Annotated in this window: 17 protein-coding genes; 5 read left to right on the top strand and 12 right to left on the bottom strand. The window is 66.3% G+C overall.

Annotation, left to right across the window (positions count from 1 at the left end; all coding sequences use genetic code 11):
* The first annotated feature begins 195 nt into the window (after window positions 1-195).
* The 4 genes from C1878_RS16600 to C1878_RS08210 all read left to right on the top strand — a co-directional run bounded on the left by C1878_RS16600 (window position 196) and on the right by C1878_RS08210 (window position 4679).
* Window positions 196-2091 carry a hypothetical protein gene (locus C1878_RS16600; RefSeq protein ID WP_158539763.1) on the top strand — a complete coding sequence of 632 codons (1896 nt, stop codon included), beginning with the start codon at window positions 196-198 and terminating at the stop codon, window positions 2089-2091.
* Window positions 2092-2196: 105 nt separating this feature from the next.
* Entirely contained in the window at window positions 2197-3504 is a 1308-nt protein-coding gene (locus tag C1878_RS08220) for a sensor histidine kinase (RefSeq protein ID WP_114601128.1), read from the top strand.
* Window positions 3501-4304, top strand: a complete 804-nt coding sequence (locus tag C1878_RS08215) for a response regulator (protein ID WP_114601127.1) — start codon at window positions 3501-3503, stop codon at window positions 4302-4304. Before C1878_RS08220 ends, C1878_RS08215 begins: the two co-directional genes overlap by 4 nt.
* A 129-nt stretch (window positions 4305-4433) precedes the next feature.
* Entirely contained in the window at window positions 4434-4679 is a 246-nt protein-coding gene (locus tag C1878_RS08210) for a hypothetical protein (protein WP_114601126.1), read from the top strand.
* Window positions 4680-4863: 184 nt separating this feature from the next.
* On the opposite strand, the gene C1878_RS08205 is transcribed toward C1878_RS08210, so the two are convergent.
* On the bottom strand, window positions 4864-5910 hold the full coding sequence (locus tag C1878_RS08205; protein WP_114601125.1) for a DUF5692 family protein: 1047 nt from the start codon (window positions 5908-5910) through the stop codon (window positions 4864-4866).
* Between the two features lie 247 nt (window positions 5911-6157).
* Between C1878_RS08205 and C1878_RS08200 the strand changes: the two genes are divergently transcribed.
* Window positions 6158-6868, top strand: a complete 711-nt coding sequence (locus C1878_RS08200) for a FadR/GntR family transcriptional regulator (RefSeq protein ID WP_114601124.1) — start codon at window positions 6158-6160, stop codon at window positions 6866-6868.
* A gap of 48 nt (window positions 6869-6916) precedes the next feature.
* On the opposite strand, the gene C1878_RS16880 is transcribed toward C1878_RS08200, so the two are convergent.
* The 11 genes from C1878_RS16880 to C1878_RS08145 all read right to left on the bottom strand — a co-directional run bounded on the left by C1878_RS16880 (window position 6917) and on the right by C1878_RS08145 (window position 18744).
* The gene (locus tag C1878_RS16880) at window positions 6917-7537 is read right to left on the bottom strand and encodes an endonuclease domain-containing protein (protein ID WP_241963665.1); all 621 of its coding nucleotides are present in this window, start codon (window positions 7535-7537) and stop codon (window positions 6917-6919) included.
* 1025 nt (window positions 7538-8562) lie between these two features.
* Complete coding sequence (locus C1878_RS08190; RefSeq protein ID WP_114601122.1) at window positions 8563-9855, bottom strand: dihydroorotase; 1293 nt, start codon at window positions 9853-9855, stop codon at window positions 8563-8565.
* Window positions 9839-10783 carry an aspartate carbamoyltransferase catalytic subunit gene (locus tag C1878_RS08185; protein ID WP_114601121.1) on the bottom strand — a complete coding sequence of 315 codons (945 nt, stop codon included), beginning with the start codon at window positions 10781-10783 and terminating at the stop codon, window positions 9839-9841. The genes C1878_RS08190 and C1878_RS08185 overlap by 17 nt, the downstream gene beginning before the upstream one ends.
* Window positions 10784-10786: 3 nt before the next feature.
* Entirely contained in the window at window positions 10787-11374 is a 588-nt protein-coding gene (pyrR, locus tag C1878_RS08180; RefSeq protein WP_114601120.1) for a bifunctional pyr operon transcriptional regulator/uracil phosphoribosyltransferase PyrR, read from the bottom strand.
* 352 nt (window positions 11375-11726) lie between these two features.
* Entirely contained in the window at window positions 11727-12551 is an 825-nt protein-coding gene (locus C1878_RS08175; protein ID WP_114601119.1) for a hypothetical protein, read from the bottom strand.
* A gap of 98 nt (window positions 12552-12649) precedes the next feature.
* Complete coding sequence (amrS, locus tag C1878_RS08170; protein ID WP_114601118.1) at window positions 12650-13537, bottom strand: AmmeMemoRadiSam system radical SAM enzyme; 888 nt, start codon at window positions 13535-13537, stop codon at window positions 12650-12652.
* Window positions 13530-14951, bottom strand: coding sequence for an AmmeMemoRadiSam system protein A (amrA, locus tag C1878_RS08165; protein WP_114601117.1), 1422 nt, complete (start codon window positions 14949-14951; stop codon window positions 13530-13532). Before amrA ends, amrS begins: the two co-directional genes overlap by 8 nt.
* Window positions 14952-15141: 190 nt before the next feature.
* Window positions 15142-15894, bottom strand: coding sequence for a formate dehydrogenase accessory sulfurtransferase FdhD (locus C1878_RS08160; protein ID WP_114601116.1), 753 nt, complete (start codon window positions 15892-15894; stop codon window positions 15142-15144).
* A 92-nt stretch (window positions 15895-15986) separates the two neighbouring features.
* Entirely contained in the window at window positions 15987-16886 is a 900-nt protein-coding gene (locus C1878_RS08155; protein ID WP_114601115.1) for a formate dehydrogenase accessory protein FdhE, read from the bottom strand.
* Between the two features lie 165 nt (window positions 16887-17051).
* Window positions 17052-17819 carry a cytochrome b/b6 domain-containing protein gene (locus C1878_RS08150; RefSeq protein WP_114601114.1) on the bottom strand — a complete coding sequence of 256 codons (768 nt, stop codon included), beginning with the start codon at window positions 17817-17819 and terminating at the stop codon, window positions 17052-17054.
* On the bottom strand, window positions 17812-18744 hold the full coding sequence (locus C1878_RS08145; RefSeq protein WP_241963664.1) for a 4Fe-4S dicluster domain-containing protein: 933 nt from the start codon (window positions 18742-18744) through the stop codon (window positions 17812-17814). The genes C1878_RS08150 and C1878_RS08145 overlap by 8 nt, the downstream gene beginning before the upstream one ends.
* Between the last annotated feature and the right edge of the window lie 11 nt (window positions 18745-18755).

The raw sequence follows: 18755 nt of genomic DNA, 5'->3' as shown, positions 1-18755 counted from the left end.
GTGTTTAGATAATAAATATGCAGTTTTGCACTTGACAGGTCTCGAAGGACGGAACGGCTTCGGCATGTCCTTGTTGTTCTTTTGTTGCTGTCTCTTCCTTACCATAGGGCCCATATATCCAAACGGCTGGCGCACGAAGCGCCGATGAGGCCGGATATGGTCTTCGTCGTTTTCGAGGAATGGAGAGGCAACACGATGGAAACTGTTAGGAAAATCGGGTCGTTCGCCTGCGCGGGGCTGTTGACGTTCTCCCTTGGCGTCCCGCTCGCATGGGGCGATCAAACGGAACCGCGCGAACCGGGCGGCGAGCCGCCGAAAGCCGAGCAGGGGGCGCTGTCCGACAGCGCCGCCCCGAGCGAGAACAAAGCGGAAGAAGCGAGCGGCATCTCGGGCGATAGCGGTTCCACCGTCGAAACGACGTCGGTTCCCGCATCGAACGGCATCCGAACCGAGAAGCTGGACGGCGACGCGGACAAGGACGCCTTGGCCCCCAACGATGCGGGCTTCGACCCGTCGGCGATTCCGACCGCGACCAAAGAAGACACCCGGGACGTATGGGTGCACGTGGCCCAAGATCCTGACGATGCCTCCGCCGTAATCGTTTCGGCGATGCTTGCCGACGAAGCCCCCGCAGATTGGACCGAAGCCGTCGTCGTCACCAAGGAAACGGGTTTGGCGAACGCCGACCCCGCAACCCCTCTTGGCCGCAACCTGCACCTCGTGGTCGATGCCGTCCCGTCGAAAGCCAGCGAATCGAATGAGGAATCGGTCTCGCACGCCGTCGAGCTATACTTCGGCACCCTCGACTTGTCGGGCAAAACGATGTCCCTCGCGTTGAACGCGACCTTGCCCGAAGGAGAGGATCCAAGCCTCTCCTTCAACGCCGCGGGAGCGGGAACCGTCCAGATCGGGCGCCTCGAAGGGTTCGGCGGCGCCGGCGTCATGGTGGGCTGCTCGCTCGTGCTGGGCTCCGGCCTTGCCGGAACAAGCGAGATCGGCCAGCTCATAGTTATGGACCTCGCCGGCATGACGGACGCGATCAAGGACATGATCGGTGGCGCGGGCAGCACCGGTGGGGGCGGCGGTTTGGGCGACCTTGGCGACCTTGGCGGCTTGGGAGGTCTCGGCGGAGGAGACGGGTCGGGAGGCCTTGGCGATCTGAGCAGTATGTTCCCCGGATTCTCCGGCTCGCTCGCCAACAACGGGGCCCTGAACGTCGGTTCGGCCATATTCCTCGGCTCGCCGCTGGTGAACAACGGTTCCGTTGTCGTAAGCGGTGCCTGCCAGGCCATGATGGGCGGCAACATCGAAAACAGCCAAAACGCCCATTTCGTATGCGAGGAAGGCTCGCAGTTCCAAGCACAGCTCGCCAAGATAAGCAACAGCGGCACCATGCGGTTCTCCGGCAACGTGGCGCAACTCATGTACGCTCCGGTCGTCAACAACGGCGATCTGCAGTTCGCCGCGCAGATGCAATCGTTCGGCAGCGCGTCCTCGGGCGACATGACCACTATGCCGGAAGGATTCATGACGAGTATCCAGAACAACGGCATCATGACCGTGTCGGGCAAGACCAGGTTCATGAAGGACGCTCCGGTGACGAACGCCGCCGGAGCGGACCTGACGCTTGAAGGCGCCCCCTTGGACGTGTACTCGCTCCATTTCGCGAACAACGGCACGCTGCGCAACGCAGGCGAGATGAACCTGTACGGGCCGCTCGTTAACGCGGGCTCGTTCGACAACGCAGGGCTCATAACCCTCAAGCAGAACATCGACGACGAAACCGGCGCGCTCGACTCCGTCGGCTCCATCATCGACCAAGGCGGCACGTACGGCAACGGCGAAGGGAGAGGCCGCGTGGTGAGCGAGGTGCCGGTGACCGACGCCGAGCGCGCCATCCTCGAGCGCCTGGGCGCGTTGACCGCGCCCGCCGCCGAACCTGTCGCCGCCGCGAAGAAGCTGGCCTCCACCGGCGACGACACCGCCCCGTTCGTCGCCGGCGCATCCGCCGCCGCGGCCCTCGTTTGCGCGACCGGCGCCTACTTGCTCTCGAGAAGGAGCACGGGACACCTGCAAAACACGCGCCGATAACGGGCATCCTCCCACGCCTTTCGACGGAGCGGACGCCTTCGCGATCGCTCCGTCGGCGTTGCGGCGTGTTCACGCTGCTACAATAATGCCGGCAAAGGAGGTGGGATGAACCAGTTCAACATAGCATTGGACGTTTACAGCGCCCTTTTGTGCCTAGTGCTGGGAGCTTATGTGCTGGTCAGCGGAAACCGGCACGATCGAGCGAACCTCTGCTTCGCCGGCATCTGCGTCTGCAACGCCGTCATGGCCCTTGGCGACATGACGGCGTGGATGTTCGCCGCCCCGCTCGACGGCGTCGAGTATGCCGTGATGCTGGTAGGCACGTTCGCGTTCTACGTGGCGCCCGCTCCCCTGTTCATGTTCTTCACCGGCTACATCCAAACCTACCTCTCGAAACGCGCCCCGCTCGCGCGCAGCTACCTGCCCCTGTCGGTCGCGCTGTTCACACTCTACACGCTCGGCTGCACGGTCTCCCTGTTCAACGGCATGTTCTTCCTGGTCGACCCGGCAACCGGCTACGAGCGCGGGCCGTTGTTCTGGTTGGCGCAGGTGGTGCCCGTGGCGCTGCACCTGCGCAACGCGGGGATAGTCGTGCGCCACCGCAGCTGCCTCGAGCGCAAGGAGCTGCTGGGCTTCGCCAGCTACATCGCGCTGCCCATCGTAGCCGAGGTCGTGCAGGTGGCCTTCTTCGGCATCGCGCTCATGAACACGGCGGTGGCGCTGGCCATCCTGCTGGTGTTCCTGAGCATCCAATCCGAGCGCAAGGCGCTTCTGGCCCAGCGCGAGCGCGAGCTGGCCGAGGCGCGCTCCGACATCATGTTGAGCCAGATCCAGCCGCATTTCCTGTACAACACGCTTGCCGCCATACGCGAGCTGTGCGCGAGCGACCCTGCCGAGGCGGCTCGCGCGGTGACGGACTTCTCCTCGTTTCTGCGCGAGAACATGGCCTCGCTCACCAGCAAGCAGCCCATACCCTTCGAACGGGAGCTTCGGCACACGACGACCTATCTCAATCTGGAGCAGCGGCGCTTCGGCGGCCGGCTGCGGGTGGAGTTCGACATCGCCTCGCGCGACTTCGAATTGCCGCCGCTCACCGTGCAGGCTCTGGCCGAGAACGCCGTGCGCCACGGCGTGTCGCCGCGCGAGGAGGGCGGATGCGTGCGCGTGTCCTCGCACGACGACGAGGGCGGGCACGTGGTGGAGGTGCAGGACGACGGTGTGGGCTTCGACCCGAGCGCGGCGCCGGACGACGAGCGCATCCACGTGGGCATCCAGAACGTCCGCGTGCGGCTGGCGGAAGGCTGCCAGGGAACGCTCGACGTGCGCAGCGCACCGGGCGACGGCACGGTGGCCACCATCCGCATCCCCTGTGCGCAGGACGAATCCGACCGGCCCGACAGGAGGCTTCCGTGAACGTCATCGCCATCGACGACGAGCCGCTTGCGCTCAAAGACCTCGTCCGAACCCTGCAAAGCGTGCTGCCCGACTGCGAGCCCCGCACGTTCGCCACGCCCCGCGCGGCGCTCGAGCACGCGCGCCGCGAACCCGTGGACGTGGCGTTTCTCGACATCGAGATGCCGGGTATGAGCGGGCTTTCGCTGGCGAAGGAGCTCAAGGACCTGCAACCCGACCTGCACGTCGTGTTCGTGACGAGCTACGACCAGTACGCGGTGGACGCGTTCGCGCTCCACGCCACCGGCTATCTACTCAAACCGGTCCAGGCCGAAGAGCTGGCGCGCGAGTTGACGTTCATCTACGAGCACCGTGCGAACAGCCCGCGCAAGCTCGTCCGCGTCCAGACGTTCGGCGGCTTCGAGGTGTTCGCGGGCGACGCGCCGCTCACCTTCAAGCGATCGAAGTCGAAGGAGCTGCTGGCGCTTCTGGTCGACCGCCACGGCGGCAGCGTGTCGGCGCGCGAAGCCTGCGCCCTGCTGTGGGAGGACGCCCCGTACAACGCGTCCCAGCGCAGCTACTACCAAACCCTCGTGGCCGACCTTCGCTCCACGCTCGCAGGTGCACACGTGGAAGGCGTGCTGGTGAAGGCGTGGAACAGCCTGGCGGTCAACCCCGACGTCCTCGATTGCGACAGCTACCGCTTTTTGGAAGGCGACCCCGTGGCGATCAACGCCTACCGCAACGACTACCTGCCGTCGTACTCGTGGGCCGAGTTCTCGGTGGGAGCCTTCCGCAAAGGCGCGCGGCTGGGCATCTGACCCGCCTGCGTCCGGTTTGCAGCCATCGAGACGCCGCGCCGCTTCGCCGTCGTGCTGTGTTGCACTTTTGTTGTTCTCCGTTCTGTATAGTTGAGTCCGCGCATTAGACGAACAAGAAAGGAGACGACAATGAGAGAGCTTTCAGGAGCGGCGAAGGCAGGGTACTTCCTCATCGGTTTGTTCGGGAGCTTCCCCGGCGTGCTCTTCGCCTGGCTCGTGGGAAAAGACGGATGGGGCTGGAGCGAGGGCGGCAAGATGTTCGCCTGGATAGGGTGCCTGTTCTTCGTCATCCTCTCCATCATCATGATGCTGACCGGCGGCTTGGTGACCGCCTTGGCGCTGCTCACGGGCAACGGCACCGTGACTGTATCGTAGATCGGGTCCGTGCCGCCCCGCTACGGTATCGCGAAGGGGGGCAAGGGCGTGTGGCTCACCGGTCTTTTCCGATAGAAAAACCGTCCGCGAATCGGATTCGCGGACGGTTTTTTGCATAAGCACGCTGTGCGGGGCGGGCTGCAGGGCGGGCGGTCTCCAACCGCTCGCCCTGTTTGCGATGCGGTTACGCGGACTTGTCCACGCCGGACTGGAAGGCAACGCGCTCCATGGCCTTCCGGTAGTCCTTCGTGTCGGTGAACATCTCGTTGAAGTACGGGTTCTTCTTGAGCTTGACCGACCGATAGAGCACCGTGATCACGCAGCCTACGTTGGCGGCGAGGGCCAAGGCCGAGACGACGGTCATGGGCAGCACGTTCACCGCCCCGTTGGTCATAACGCCGTCGGCGTACATGGCCGGCAAGACCGCGAACGGGGAATCGCCTTCCATGAACAGGGGAAACACCTGGGCGAACATGCACCAGAACAGCAGCGTATGACCGCGGTTGGGAATCCAGGAGCCCTTGTTCCACACGAACGCCAAGACGGTGGGCGCCAGCAGCAGGGCCAGGCCGCAGTACCAAGCATGCGTGGGAAGGTTGTTGTAGGTGTAGGCGAAGTTCCACAGGTCGTAGGCGATGATCCATACCCAGATAAGGTCGGCCCAGATGAGGTCGCGGCCGTCCTTGCCGATGGGCTTGGAAACGTAGATGTGGTTCCATGCGGTGGTGCCCGCGATGCACAGCAGGCCGGCGATGGCGTTCATGACGTTGTGCCAGCCTCCGTAGAGCCACACGCCTTCGGACGACAGCTCCCATGCGTACCAAGCGTTGAGGGCATGCTCGACGTCGCTGGCGACGGCGATGAGGATGTTGATGTTCAACATGATCATGACGTTGTAGGCGAACCACTTCTTCTTACCCACGCCCCATTGGAAGCGGACCATGATGATGCCGATGCAGCTGCAGGTCGCGGCGTAGAGCTTTGCGTAGTGGAACCAACCGTTCATGTAAAGGTGGGTCTGGTTCCGCAGTGCCCAGTCAGCCCCCATGGCCGCCCCCACGTTCACTGCGACGCAGTACACCGTGACGAGCGCCGGCATGACCAGCAGCAAGAAGATGCCCGCCTTTTTGCTCTTGATGGAATAAAAGTTCAAGATCATGAGGATGGCGAAAACGGCGATGAGGCCGAGCCATTGGAAGATGGCGTTTTCACCGTACACTTGAAACAGCATAGGGTCCCCTTTCTTGTTTTGATCCGACCGGACTCCCCTAAGTCGTCCAGTCGTCCAACCGTCCCGCTCCGCGCATATGCTTTTCGGTATTACCACTACTGGTAATACCAGAAGTGAATATACCATAGAGGACTGACAAAGGAAAGAGTATTCTGCTCTTAACGTCGCATGTGCTTCCTGCTCTTTTATTTAGGGGCAGTTTGTGGTATTACCAATAGCCAGAGACACGCGAAAGGATCGTGCTACCATGGAATTCCAACCGCTCACTTCACCGAGCTTGAAAAAACTGTTCGTAAGCCAGATCGAGCGCATGATCTTGTCGGGAGAGCTCCAGCCGGGCACGCAGCTTCCCGCCGAGCGCGAGCTTGCCGAGCAGATGGGCGTAAGCCGCCCGGTGGTGAACGCCGGCATCACGGAGATGGCCTCGAAGGGCTTTCTGGAGATACGGCCGCGCAAAGGCGTGTTCGTGACCGATTATCGGCGGACGGGCTCGCTCGCGACCCTGATCTCCATCATGGAGTACAACGGCGGTCTGCTGCCCCAGCGCGAGATACGGTCGCTGCTCGAAGTGCACCTGGCCATCGAAGGGCTGAGCCTGCAGCGAGCCATATCCGAAATGAGCGACGAGGATACCGAATCGCTTCAGGAGAAGCTGGACGAACTGGAGGCGAGCACCACGCCCGAGGAGGTGGCCGCGCGATGCTATGCGTTCGACCACGCGGTGAGCTGCATGAGCGGAAACTCGATAACGCCGCTGCTCGTTAACTCGTTCAAGCAACCGAGCATGTCCCTTTGGGCAGAGTACGGGCGCAAGCACGGCGTCGAGCTGCTCAAGGAACATCGCAACCGCATCATGGACTACATAAGAAGGCGCGACGGCAAGGCGGCCCTTGCCTACCTGCGCAGCGTGTACGACGACACCATCGAAGGCGCCCACCAGATCTACCGCGAGCGGTGAGAGACGGCCGGGCGGCCATTTCGAAAGGCTCCGTACGCTCGAGTTCGCTCACTCGTATTTCGCAGGCAAGCCCAGTTGCCGTCGAAGCCGCAGCTTCCGCGCATGGTGATCAGGCACGCGCACCTGAGCGCGCTTTCCCAAGTGCCGACGTATCGTGTTCGCTATCGCATCGGTGGCGGCAAGGCTGTCGAGCTCGTCGTTGGTGATGCAGACGACCTTCCATCCCATGGCCGCGAGCGCGTTCGTCCTGCGAGAGTCTTCGAGACGCTTGGCCTCGCCTTCGTGCGCCCAACGGCTCTGATATTCCACGTCCAATTTCGCCTCCGGCCAGCAGAGGTCGCATCGGAAGAACGACTTTCCCGTAAGCGCCCGCGCCGCCGGGTTCGCACGCACCTCGTAGTTCATTCGGGGAATGCCCAGCCCGTAGCCGCCGCGCGCATGCGGCAACCCCAGCACGAGCGCCTGCTTCGTTTCCCGCGGAGAGGCGGATCCGTCTGCGACGTAGCGCAGAATGCGCGCAACCTTGCGCGCGCCGTCGAGCGACGTGTTGCGCGACATGAAATCCCGCACGTCGCGAACCGATGCGAGGGATGCCACGTCGTAACCTGAATCGACTCCCGTTCGGCGCGTTTGGTACGTTCCGCATACCTCGTATGTCAACTCCAGCAAGGCAACCGGACTCTGCTCGCGTGCGGCAAGATGCACGAGGGCAAAAGCAGGTGCCGCTACGAACACGCCTTCCATGAGGCGACAGAACGATCTGCCCGCCAAGGGAGCGGACGCCACATGCTCCCTGCATGCACTTGAAAAGCGACGGCGCTCGCTAGAGCCTACTAGAACATGGACAGGATGATCGATGCGAATGCTCGGATATGCCACCCTCAACCGTTCGACGATTTCAGCAAGCTCTTCGTCGCTTGGCACCTGGTCGGGCAGCTTGATCGAGCCGCTCCGCACCGCGAAACGAGAATCGCGCCGCACCGCGCGCAGGATTTGGAATGCCGTTCGATGGCCGAAATAGACTCGCGGACCGTTCATGGGCACAGGACTCCCCTCGCACGCCCTTAGGCTGAGAGGATCTTGCAAGCGTGGGAGGGGGAAACAAGGACGTCGGTTTCCACACTGGACAGCTTCTTGATACGAAGAGCGCCTGCATTGGCTCTTTGACGACAACATAGTAGCACATGCATCCGAAGCCGGGTCGAAGTCACGAAAATCACCGCTGTGAAGCTTCCGAACGGCATGAGAGGCATGGAAAAGGACAACTGAAGCGCCAACAGCGAAAAGCAACATGAGCTTTTCGAAACCGCAAGGCTTTGAGCTGGCATTTTGCAAATAGGAAGACAACAGGTTTTTCCATACGTCGCATCACAGCTTCACAGTGGTGATTTTCGTGCATTTCGAGGAGAAAGAGCTGCATGAAACCCCGCGAGACCGCATGGAAAGAGACGGTGAGGAAAAGAGGGGCGCGTCGAGGACTTAGGAGCGCATCAGCCCCCGGGTGCGCGAGAGACGGAGACGTGTGCGAGGACTGAACGAGCACGAGGACCGAGTATGCATGAGGGACGGAGGGAGCGCGAGAATGCAACGAGGCGGGTTTCGGGACCGCACGGCCCGACACCCGCCTCTATGAATCGCCATTCGATTTCGGGGCTTATGACCCATCCCCCTTGTCATGCGGTCGAACCGCGCCTCTACTCGACGATCGCGCCGTCCTCCATGGTGGCGTAGCCGGCCACGTAGACGTCGGTGGCGCGGCCCTTGAGCTCGGCGCCGATGAAGCCCGAGTTCACGGCCTTCGACTGGAAGTCGGCGGCGTCCACCGTCCAGGCGGCCTCCGGGTCGATGACCGTGAGGTCGGCCGTCGCGCCCGGTTCGAGCGCGACGCGCTCGACGCGCAGGATCTCGCGGGGCTTCGCTGCCATGAGCTCCACGGCGCGCTCCCAGGTGATCTTGCCCGGTGCGACCAAGTTCGTGATGACGAGGGCCAGCGACGTCTCCAGGCCGATCATGCCGAAGGGGGCCAGCTCGAACTCGGCGTTCTTCTCGAAGTCGTTGTGCGGCGCGTGGTCGGTGACGATGGCGTCCACCGTGCCGTCCACGACGCCCTCCACCAGCGCGGCGGCGTCCTCGGCCGTGCGCAGCGGCGGGTTCACCTTGAGGAAGGTGTTGTAGTCGTCGCCGATGGCGTCCTCGGTGAGGAACAAGTGGTGCGGCGTGACCTCGCAGGTGACGGGCAGTCCCTCGGCCTTTGCGGCGCGCACGAGCTCCAGGCCGCGGGCGGTCGTCAAATGCTGGATGTGCAGCGGGCAGCCGGTGAGGCGGCAGATGGCGATGTCGCGGGCGATCTGGATCTCCTCGCCCTCCGCCGGCCAGCCCAGCATCCCCAGGCGCGTGGACACGACGCCCTCGTTCACCTGGCCGGCGCCGACGAGGTCCTCGTCCTGGCAATGGCTCATCACCACGCGGTCGAACTGCGCGGCGTAGTCCATGACGCGGCGCATCATGCCCGCGCCCTGCACGCCGCGGCCGTCGTCGGTGAAGGCGACGGCGCCGTGCGCCACCATGTCGCCCATCTCGGACAGCGTGTCGCCCTTCAAGCCCTGCGAGCAGGAGCCGGCCACGTGCACGCGGCACTTGCCGACGGCCGCAGCGCGGGCCTTCACGTACTCCACGCCCACGGCGTTGTCGATGACGGGCTTCGTGTTCGGCATGCAGCACACCGCCGTGAAGCCGCCGTGCGCAGCGGCGCGTGTGCCGGAGGCGATGTCCTCCTTCAGCTCGTAGCCGGGCTCGCGCAGGTGCACGTGGATGTCCACGAGGCCGGGCACGATGATCTTGCCGCCCAGGTCGCGCTCGACGCCCTTCTCCATCGCGAGGTTCTGGCCGATCTCGACGATCTTGCCGTCGCGCACCAGGATGTCGGCCGTTTCGTTCAGACCGACCTGCGGGTCGATCACATGGGCGTTCTTAAGCAGTAAGGCCATCTTCGCTCCCTCCGAGCAGCAGGTACATTTCGGCCATGCGGGTGAGGATACCGGCATAGACCTGATCGAGAATGACCGAGCGCTTCGGGTGGTCGGCCATGTAGCTATCCAGTTCGACGCCGCGGTTGATGGGGCCGGGGTGGCAGATGAGGGCGTCGGGCCTCATAAGGGGCTCGCGGTCCTTCGTCAGGCCGTACAGCATGTTGTACTCGCGCAGCGACGGGTACGGCGCGCCCTCGAGGCGCTCGCGCTGGATGCGCAGCATGTACACCACGTCCAGGTCGGGCAGCACCTCGTCGAGCTTCGTGGTCACATGGTCGGCTCCCAGGACGTCGGGACGGGCGGGCAGCAGCGTCGGCGGCGCGACCACCGTCACCTCGCATCCCATGATCTTCAGCGCAGGGATGAGCGAGCCGCACACGCGGGAGTGGCCTATGTCGCCCACGACGCCCACCTTGAGGCCGGCGAGGTCGCTTTTGACCTCCCAGATGGAGTACAGGTCCAGCAGCGCCTGCGTGGGATGCTGGTGCTTGCCGTCGCCCGCGTCGATGACGTGCGCGCCGGAGACGTCGGCGATCTTGCGCGGCACGCCGGCGTGCTTGTCGCGCACGATGATCATGTCGATCTTGTAGGCGCAGAGCGTCTCCACCGTGTCCACCAGGCTCTCGCCCTTCACCGTGGAGGTGGAGCTGCCGCCGAAGTTCAGGCTGTTGGCGGAGAGGCGCTTCTCGGCGATCTCGAACGAGGAGCGCGTGCGGGTGGACGGCTCGTTGAACATGTTCACGACCGTGACGCCCTTGAGCGTGGGCACCTGCTTGATGCGGCGCTCGTTGACCTCCTTGAAACGGACGGCCGTCTCGAGGACGGTCATGATGTCGTCGGCGGAGTACTCCGTGATGTCGATCAGATGCTTGTGGTTGAAGGCCATGCCCTATTCACCTCCCAGCGGTGCCGAACCCGCACGGGAGCCCGGAGTCATTTCCAGAATCTCAACTTCGGACTTGCCGTCCGTCTCCTCAAGGAACAGGCGCACGTTCTCGTCGGCGGACGACGGGACGTTCTTGCCCACGAAGTCGGCGCGAATGGGCAGCTCGCGATGCCCGCGGTCCACCAGCACGGCCAGCTGCACGGTGGCGGGGCGGCCGATGTCCATGAGGGCGTCGAGCGCGGCGCGGATGGTGCGGCCGGTGTACAGCACGTCGTCCACGAGCACGACGTCCTTGCCGTCCAAGTCGAAGAAGATGTCGGTGGAATGCACCTCGGGGGCGAGATGCGTCGCGAAATCGTCGCGGTAGAAGCTGATGTCGAGCTTGCCGAGCGGCACCTTCGTGCCCTCAATGGCCTCGATCTTCTCGGCCAGGCGCTTGGCGAGCAAGTCGCCCCGCGTCACGATGCCGACGAGCGCGATGTTGCCCGCGCCCTTGTTGGTCTCGAGTATCTGATGCGCTATGCGCGTCAGCGACCGTTCGATCTCGTCCGCATCCATGCAGACGGTTTTGACCGTGCCTGCTTCGGTCATGCACCCACCCCTTTCGTTCGGGATGGTACAGGCGACCCTCACCCCGCCTCGCCGGTTCGCGCCCTCGCGCTCCCCGCCGTGCGGGCGTCCGTCGCCGGGCATGAAAAAAGCCTCCGCGACAGACAAAGGCTTCGACTCGTCGCGCCCTTGTTCGGGTGGGCGCTTGGGGTTCTACCTTGTCGGTCTCTCTGTACCGCTTTTAAAGGACTGAGGGCAGTATATGCGCTTTGTTGCCGTTTGGTAACCCCTTTTATGCAGAAATCTTTCGGAATATGCAAAACGGCGGCGGACTGCACGAGGTAGGGCATGCGACCCGAAACGAGCACCCCGCGCTGCGGCGGCTTGGGAACGGCTAGGCGTCCAGCTCGGCGAGGCGCTCCTGCGCGGCGGCAACGGCGGGCAGGCGGTTTCCGTGCTCCGCGACGAACCGCAGGCACTCGCGCTCTTGCGCGACGTCGCCGCGCCGCCGGTGCACGGCGGCCTCGTCGGCGGCGGCCAGCACGCGCATGCGCAGCGGATAGGCGGCTTGGGGGCGCACGTGCGCGAGCTTCTCCGCCAGCGCGCCGTCGTCACCGGCCAGGCGGGCCTCCAGAACGCCGCGCTCCCACGCCAGGAAGTTGCGGCGCTGGGCGCTCTCGGCGTCCTGCGCGCCGGCCAGCAAGCGCTCGGCCTCCTCCACCGCGCCGAGCGCCGCTTGGGCACCCAGCAGCCTGAGCACCACGGGCTCCATGTTCACGAGCAGCGCCGCCCGAACCTTCGGATCCTGCGCCTGCACGGCGCTCAAACGCATGCTCTCTCCGATGCGCGCCGCCTCCTCCGCCCGATCCTCGTCGGCCAGCGCGAGCGCGTAGAACGAGAGGAACCACGAGCCCGCCTCGGTGTACGGTGTCTTCACGGCGCCTGCGGGTTTCTCGGCCTGCTCCAGGAAGGCCGGCGGGTCGCAGGCGTCGTTGTACAGCGACACGAGGGCGTCGGCCTTCCTATCGGCCATCTGGCCCATGATCCGCGGCATGGCGTACAGGCAGGCGACGAACAGCATGAGCGACGAGAACAGCCCCGGCAGCGTCTTGACCACGTTGCCGCCCATGACCACCGAGAAAGCGGCCAGGGAGGCCACGGGTATCAGCACGGACAGCGCGTAGGCGGCGAACAGGTACTTCTTGAAATACGGCAGCATGGCTCTCCTCAAAAGCGGTTAGGAGCCAGTATAGCGGATGCGCAAACCGTTCGGCGAGGAGGGCGCGCCGCGCAGTCGAGCGCAGGCAGTGCGCCGCCTCAGCAGTTGCCCAGCAGCACGTCGTTCAGGTGGCGGCGCGCGACGGCGGCGAGCTCGCGCAGCGCGGGCACGGGCGTGGGCGCGCGGTCTGCCATACGATGGCAGGGGAAGAAGCGCGTGAGGTGGTACGGAACGAAAGGATCGAGCGAGGCGAGCCAGGAGGCCGCCGCGTCGATCTCGGCGGGATCGTCGTTCAAGCTGGGGACGACGAGCGTGGTCACCTCCACATGGCAGGTAGGGCAAGCGACCAGGGCCGCTATGGTCGCCTTCACCGTGTCCAAGTCGCCGCCCACGAGATCGTAGAATTCCCGCGTGAACCCCTTGAGGTCGATGTTGGCGGCGTCGATGAACGGCAGCACCTCGGCGAGCGGCCCGGGGTTGATCATGCCGTTGCTCACCACCACGTTCGCCAACCCGGCCTCGCGGGCGAGCCGGGCGGTGTCGCGCACGAACTCGAAGCCGACGAAGGGCTCGTTGTACGTGTAGGCTATGCCGACGCATCCGCGCGGCCGCGCCTCCGTCGCCAACGCCACGAGCTCGGCCGGCTCCAGCGCGCGCCATGACACGTCGTCCTCGCCCGCGCAGGCTATCTCGGCGTTCTGGCAGAACGGGCAGCGCAGGTTGCAGCCGTAGGAGCCCGCGGACAGCACGAGCGTGCCGGGGCGCCAGCGCGCGAGCGGCTTCTTCTCCACGGGGTCGAGCGCGAGCGACGTCACGCGGCCGTAGTTCTCGCAGGCCACCTCCCCGCCCCGCGCGACGCGGGCGCGGCATATCCCGCGGGCGCCCTCGGCGGGCGCGCAGGCGTGCGGGCAGACGCGGCAGACGGCACGGCCCTTGCGCCGCGATGCAGGCGCAGCCTCCTCGGCCGCCGCGTCAACGCTATCCACGCCGGGCCCCGCCTCCGCGGTCGTGGCGCACGACTTCGAAGCGCTCGAGCCGCACGCCGTCCTCGTCTGCGGCGATGCCCGCCTTGGCGCGGGCGATGGATACCTGCTCGGCCACGGTTTCCACGCCTTCCAAGCAGGGCAGCAGCAAGCCTCGCCGCCAACCCTTCGTGACGATGACGCCGTAGCGCGCGGGGTCGAGCTGCGCCTCGGAGTCGACGGGCTCGGGCGGGAACAGCACGTCCACCGAGTACGAAAGGAAGTCCAGCTCCTCCTCGCCCACCGGCGGGAAGCGCGGGTCCTCGCTTGCGGCGGCCACGCCGTTGCGGACGATCTCGTCGGCCACGGAGCCGGTAACGGGCTCTATGGTGCCGATGCACCCGCGCAGGTCGCCGCCCTCGTGCAGCGACACGAACACGCCCGCCCGCGTATCGGCGAGCTCGATGGGAAGCCCCTCGGGGCGCGCGATGGGACGCCCCGTGCGCACGAAGCCCTCCACCGAGGCGCGAGCCAGTGCGACGAACGGGTCGGCGCCGTTCTCGCCCACCGCGTCGTCGGCACCCCGCCTGTCGGCCGCCGCGTCCACCGCCGAGGCCACCGCTCCGTCGCCATCCGCTCCCTGAACCTCGAAAGCCGCCACCGCGTAGCCCACGCCGAACGGCCCCTCGTAGCTCAGCAGCTCATGGGTGCAGGCCACGCCGTCCAACGCGCCGGCCATGATCTGGAACGAACGAAGCCCGCACTCGGCAGCCTCTTCGAGGAACGCCTCGTCGAACGTGAACAGACCCTCGAGGTCGCCCGCATCGAGCAGGGCCGTGACGTTGCGGTCGAACACGGGGCCCTCGGGCGCGAAGCCGTAGGGACCGCTTTCCTTGAGCTTGTGGGAGAGGTCGCCCGAAGCCACGAGCACGCAGCTCCGATCCAGGTCGCGCGCCGCTTCGGCGATGCAGCGGCCGATCTCCCGGTGGTCGGCCGGCGGCAGGCCCGCCAGGCCCACGCGCACGAGCCGGTAATCCGCGTAGCGCTCGTTCACGAAGTGGAGCGGCACGAAGGTCGCATGGTCGAGCTCGCCGTCGCGCATGCCGCTGCCGCAGATGGGCACGCCGCGCGCGCGGGCGCAAGCCGACACCGCGGCGGCGAACGAGGGGTCGTAGGGCACGTTCATGGCGGCGTCCCAAGCCCCGAACTGCCCCATGTCCCCATGGGCGGCGTCGCCGGTGGAGATGTGGAAGCAATCGTAGTAGAGCGGGGCATGGGGAGAGACGACCACGATGGTGTCGGGCGCGTGGGCGGCGATGCGCCGGGCCACCTCCTCGTAGGCGTCGACGGTGCGCTGGATGGCGCGCTCCTCGCCGTGCCCGACGGCGGGCACGATGAGCGGCGGATGGGGTACGACGTAGGCGGCGACGATGCTCATGTGCGGCTCCTTCATGCAAGATCGGCCCGGAGCGCGAAGGCGACTGCACCACGCGAAGCGGGCGTTTTCCGCCATTGTACACCGCTCGGGCCCGACCCGCGAGCCGTGCCCGCCCCCGCCGCCGATCCGGCACGCAAGCGTTGCCGGGAACGCGGCGAGAACCCGCTGGAAAAGGCTCCCCGCCCGGCCCCTACCCCGCGATGCGGTCGGGGCAGGAGAGCACGCGCAGGCGGCCGTCGCGGCAGTGCGACACCAGCGTCACGCCCAGCTCCTCGGCGCGGCGGGCGGCCTCGTCGGTGGCGGACTTGCGCGACACGAGCACGGGGCAGCCGGCGCGATGGGCCTTGAGCGCCATCTCGCAGCTGATGCGGCCCGTGATAAACAGCGCCTTGTCGCCCACGCCCGCGCGGTCGAGCCACGCCTGGCCGATGAGCTTGTCCATGGCGTTGTGCCGGCCGATGTCCTCGCGCACGAGCAAGAGCCCGCCCGCACGCCCGTCTCCCAGGCCGCACCCGTGCACGCACTCGCCGGTGTTGCGGCGCGGGCTGCGCTCGCAGAGCTCGTCCATCTGGGCCAGCAGCGCGTCGGCGTCGAAGCGCGCGCTCGTTTCGAGCCGCGCGGGGGCCGGCACGTCGCCGCCGCCCGAGAGCAGCGCCGAGCGGGCGCAGCCGGCCGAGGTCACGCGGTGCAGCGGAACGTAGCCCTCCGCGGCGCGCTCGCCGCTGGCCACGTACACGGCAGCCGCCTCGGGGTCGGCCGTGACCTCCACGAAGCGTTCGCGATCGGCGATGAGGCCCTCGGACAGCAGGTAGCCCACGGCCAGTTCCGCCAAGTCGTAGGGGCTGCCCTGGCTCACCGCCACGGGGGCGTCGTTCAGGAATATGCGTATGGGCCGCTCGGCCGTGGTGCGCGGCGCGGATGCCCGGTACTCGATAACGGCCATGCGGCCTCCTTTCCTCGTAGGTTCTGCGGCGGCGCCTTCCCGCGGCGCCTTCTTTCTCCCGATGCTAGCGTTCAAGCGGCGGGAGCGCGGGGCTATTCGGCGGACGCGCCCGCTCCGCCGGCGAAGGCCGGGTCGGCCGCTATGGCGTCGAGGCGCGCCATGACCACGTCCTCCACTTCGAACGAGAACGGCGCGAGCGCGTCGTCGGCGTACACGGTGCGCAGGTAGCCGCCGCACTCGTCGCACGTGGCGATGCGGTGGGCGTCGTCGCCCTCCACGTTGAAGTAGTGCAGGCGCGCCTGGTTCTGCGTGCCGCAGCGCGCGCAGCGCACGCGCTCGATCTCCCACGTCGTGCCGCACTGCGCGCACCAGAGCGTCTTGCCGCGCCCCTGGGTGGAGTTCTCGCCCCCCACGCGGCCCGCGACCGGCGCGCCGCCGCACACCGGGCAGGCCAGCGGATGCGGAAACTCGCATCCGGCCTCGTCGAGCGCGCGGGAAACGGCGCGTGCGGGAGACTCCAACTGGGAGCGCAGCGCGAGCGACGCCACGAGCGCCGCCGTGCGGGCCTGGCCCTCCGTCATGCCGTCGTCCGCCAGCAGCCCCGCCAAAGCGTCGAGGTAGGCCGCCGGGTCCTTGCCGGCTTCGTCGAGCGGGCTCGCGGCCACGATGCGATCCCATTTCACGCGGCCGAGCGCCTCGACCGTGCCGCCTTCGAAGCCGCCGTGCTCGGCCGCGCAGGCGGCCGCGCGCTCGAGGGCCTCCGAGAACGAGGCGCTGTCGATCGCGGCCGGCGCATGCGCGAGCACGGGCTCTCCCGCCGCGTACCAGGCGCGCAGGTCGGCCTCGGAAGGGACGTCGTAGCCGGCGCCGGGCGCCGCATCCGCGCTCACCGCGTCCCACAGCTTGCGGAAGAACTCCAGACGGGCGGCATCGCCCTCGTCGAGCTTGCCGCGGTAGGCGGCCAGGGCCGCGTCGATTGCTTTCAGGTTCATAGGGTTCCTTGTCGTTTGGTCGTGTCGTTCGGTCGTTTTCCGATCGGCGTCAGCACCCCCGGGTGCTGGCCGTTCGCAGGGGCGCTTGCGGGAGAGCTCCTGCGAACGGCCAGCGGAGCCGCCGGCGCGCAAAGCGCCAGGCGGTCCCGCGTTTTTTTTGGTGCCTTACGCCTTCTTCTCGACGACGTTCTCGCCGCTGGCGATCTCCTCGCGAGCCCAGTGGCCCCAGTGGTACAGGGCGTCGGACTCGGAGACGGTGCCGTCGCCGAACATGAGCTTGTGCGTGCCCCGGTACGGCTGGAAGATGCCCGCGCCCAGGAAGATGTGAGCCAAGCCGAACACGGCGATCAGCAGAAAGCCGATGTCGTGCAGGAACAGCGCCACGCCGTGCACGCCGGAGCCGAAGTCGACGAGCGTCGTGCCCAAAAGCAGGATGACGCCCGTGACGCCCATGAGCGCCCCGGCAAACCACAGCATGCCGTCGGCGAAGCGCTGGCCGCTCTTGACCTCGCGCTGGTCGGGCATGTGGATCCACTTGGCCATGAACAGGTACGGGAAGAACAGCGCCATCCACTTCTTGTCGTCGGAGTCCCACCGGTCGAACAGGTTCTTGAAGATGTGGGCCACGCCCTTGGGTGCCGCGATGGCGCTGATCAAGGGCACGAGCACGAAGATGACGCCGAGCACGCGGTGGGACATGCGGATGACGAACACCGTGTCGGCCCCGGCCGCGGCGGCAAGCTGCGGCACGAACACGAACAGCCCCGAAATGCACAGCAGGATGCACGCGACGATGGTGATGCCGTGCGTCCAACGGGCCTGCTTGGAGTGGCGCTTGATGTAGCGCTCCGTGCCGCGCGCGGACATCTGCTCGAGGAACGCCTGGTTCTTCGCGGTCTCCTCGGCGGAAACCATGACTGGTCCCTTACTCATCACGGCCTCCTTTCTTGCCGCCCAGGTTCTCGGTGATGTGCTCCATCACCGACTCCTCGTCTTGGCCGTCGCCGTGCTTGACCACCTCGCCGGTGGTCACGGAGACGGTGTCCTCCGTATCCGGGTTGTAGGCCAGCTTGTCGCGCTTGTACCCGATGCCGAGCGCGAACATGGCGGCGAGGCCGGCCACGGTCACGCCCGTGGCGACGCCGGTGATCGGCTTCATGATCTGCGTCAGACCCACAACCGGGTTCGCCTGCGGGTTCTCCACCTGGCCGTGCGCGGCCACGCCGTACTTGAGAACCTGGATGACGTGCAGGCCGCCCATCTCGTCCTCGCCGTAGACCACCGCGTCCTCGTAGCCCTTGGCCTTGAGGAAATCGACGCGCTCGTGGGCGATGGCGATCATCTCGTCGCGGTCGCCGAACAGAAGCGCGTCCGGCTGGCACGTGGTGACGCAGGCGGGCTCGAGGCCCTGCTCGATGCGGTCGACGCAGCCCGTGCACTTATTCACCGTCGTGCGCAGGCCCTCCTGGTAATGCGGCACGTCGAACGGGCACGCCGTGGAGCAGTACTGGCAGCCCACGCACTTGGAGTCGTCTACCGTGACCAGGCCGGTGGCCTCGTGCTTGGTGATGGCGCCGGCCGGGCAGACGGTCACGCACCCGGCGTCGGTGCAGTGCTGGCACGCGCGGCGGCCGAAGGCCCACTTCACGCCCTTGCTTCCGCCCGCCTCCTCGTTGAAGGAGATGAGCAGGCGCGTGGTGGCGTTCAGGTCCATGGGGCTTTGGTACGAGCCCGTGGACGGGTTGCCGTTCTTCTCGAGCGTCGAGGGCAGGTCGTTCCAGCATTTGCAGGCCACCTGGCAGCCGCGGCATGCGCTGCAGCGCGAGGTGTCGAACAGTATGGCTTTGTCACTCATCATTCAACACCTCC

Origin of the sequence: Gordonibacter sp. 28C, from assembly GCF_003339845.1 — a bacterium.
In the GTDB taxonomy this organism is placed as follows: Bacteria; Actinomycetota; Coriobacteriia; order Coriobacteriales; family Eggerthellaceae; genus Gordonibacter.
The sequence above is the reverse complement of the archived record's forward strand: the minus strand, read 5'-3'. Positions and strand labels throughout refer to the sequence as shown.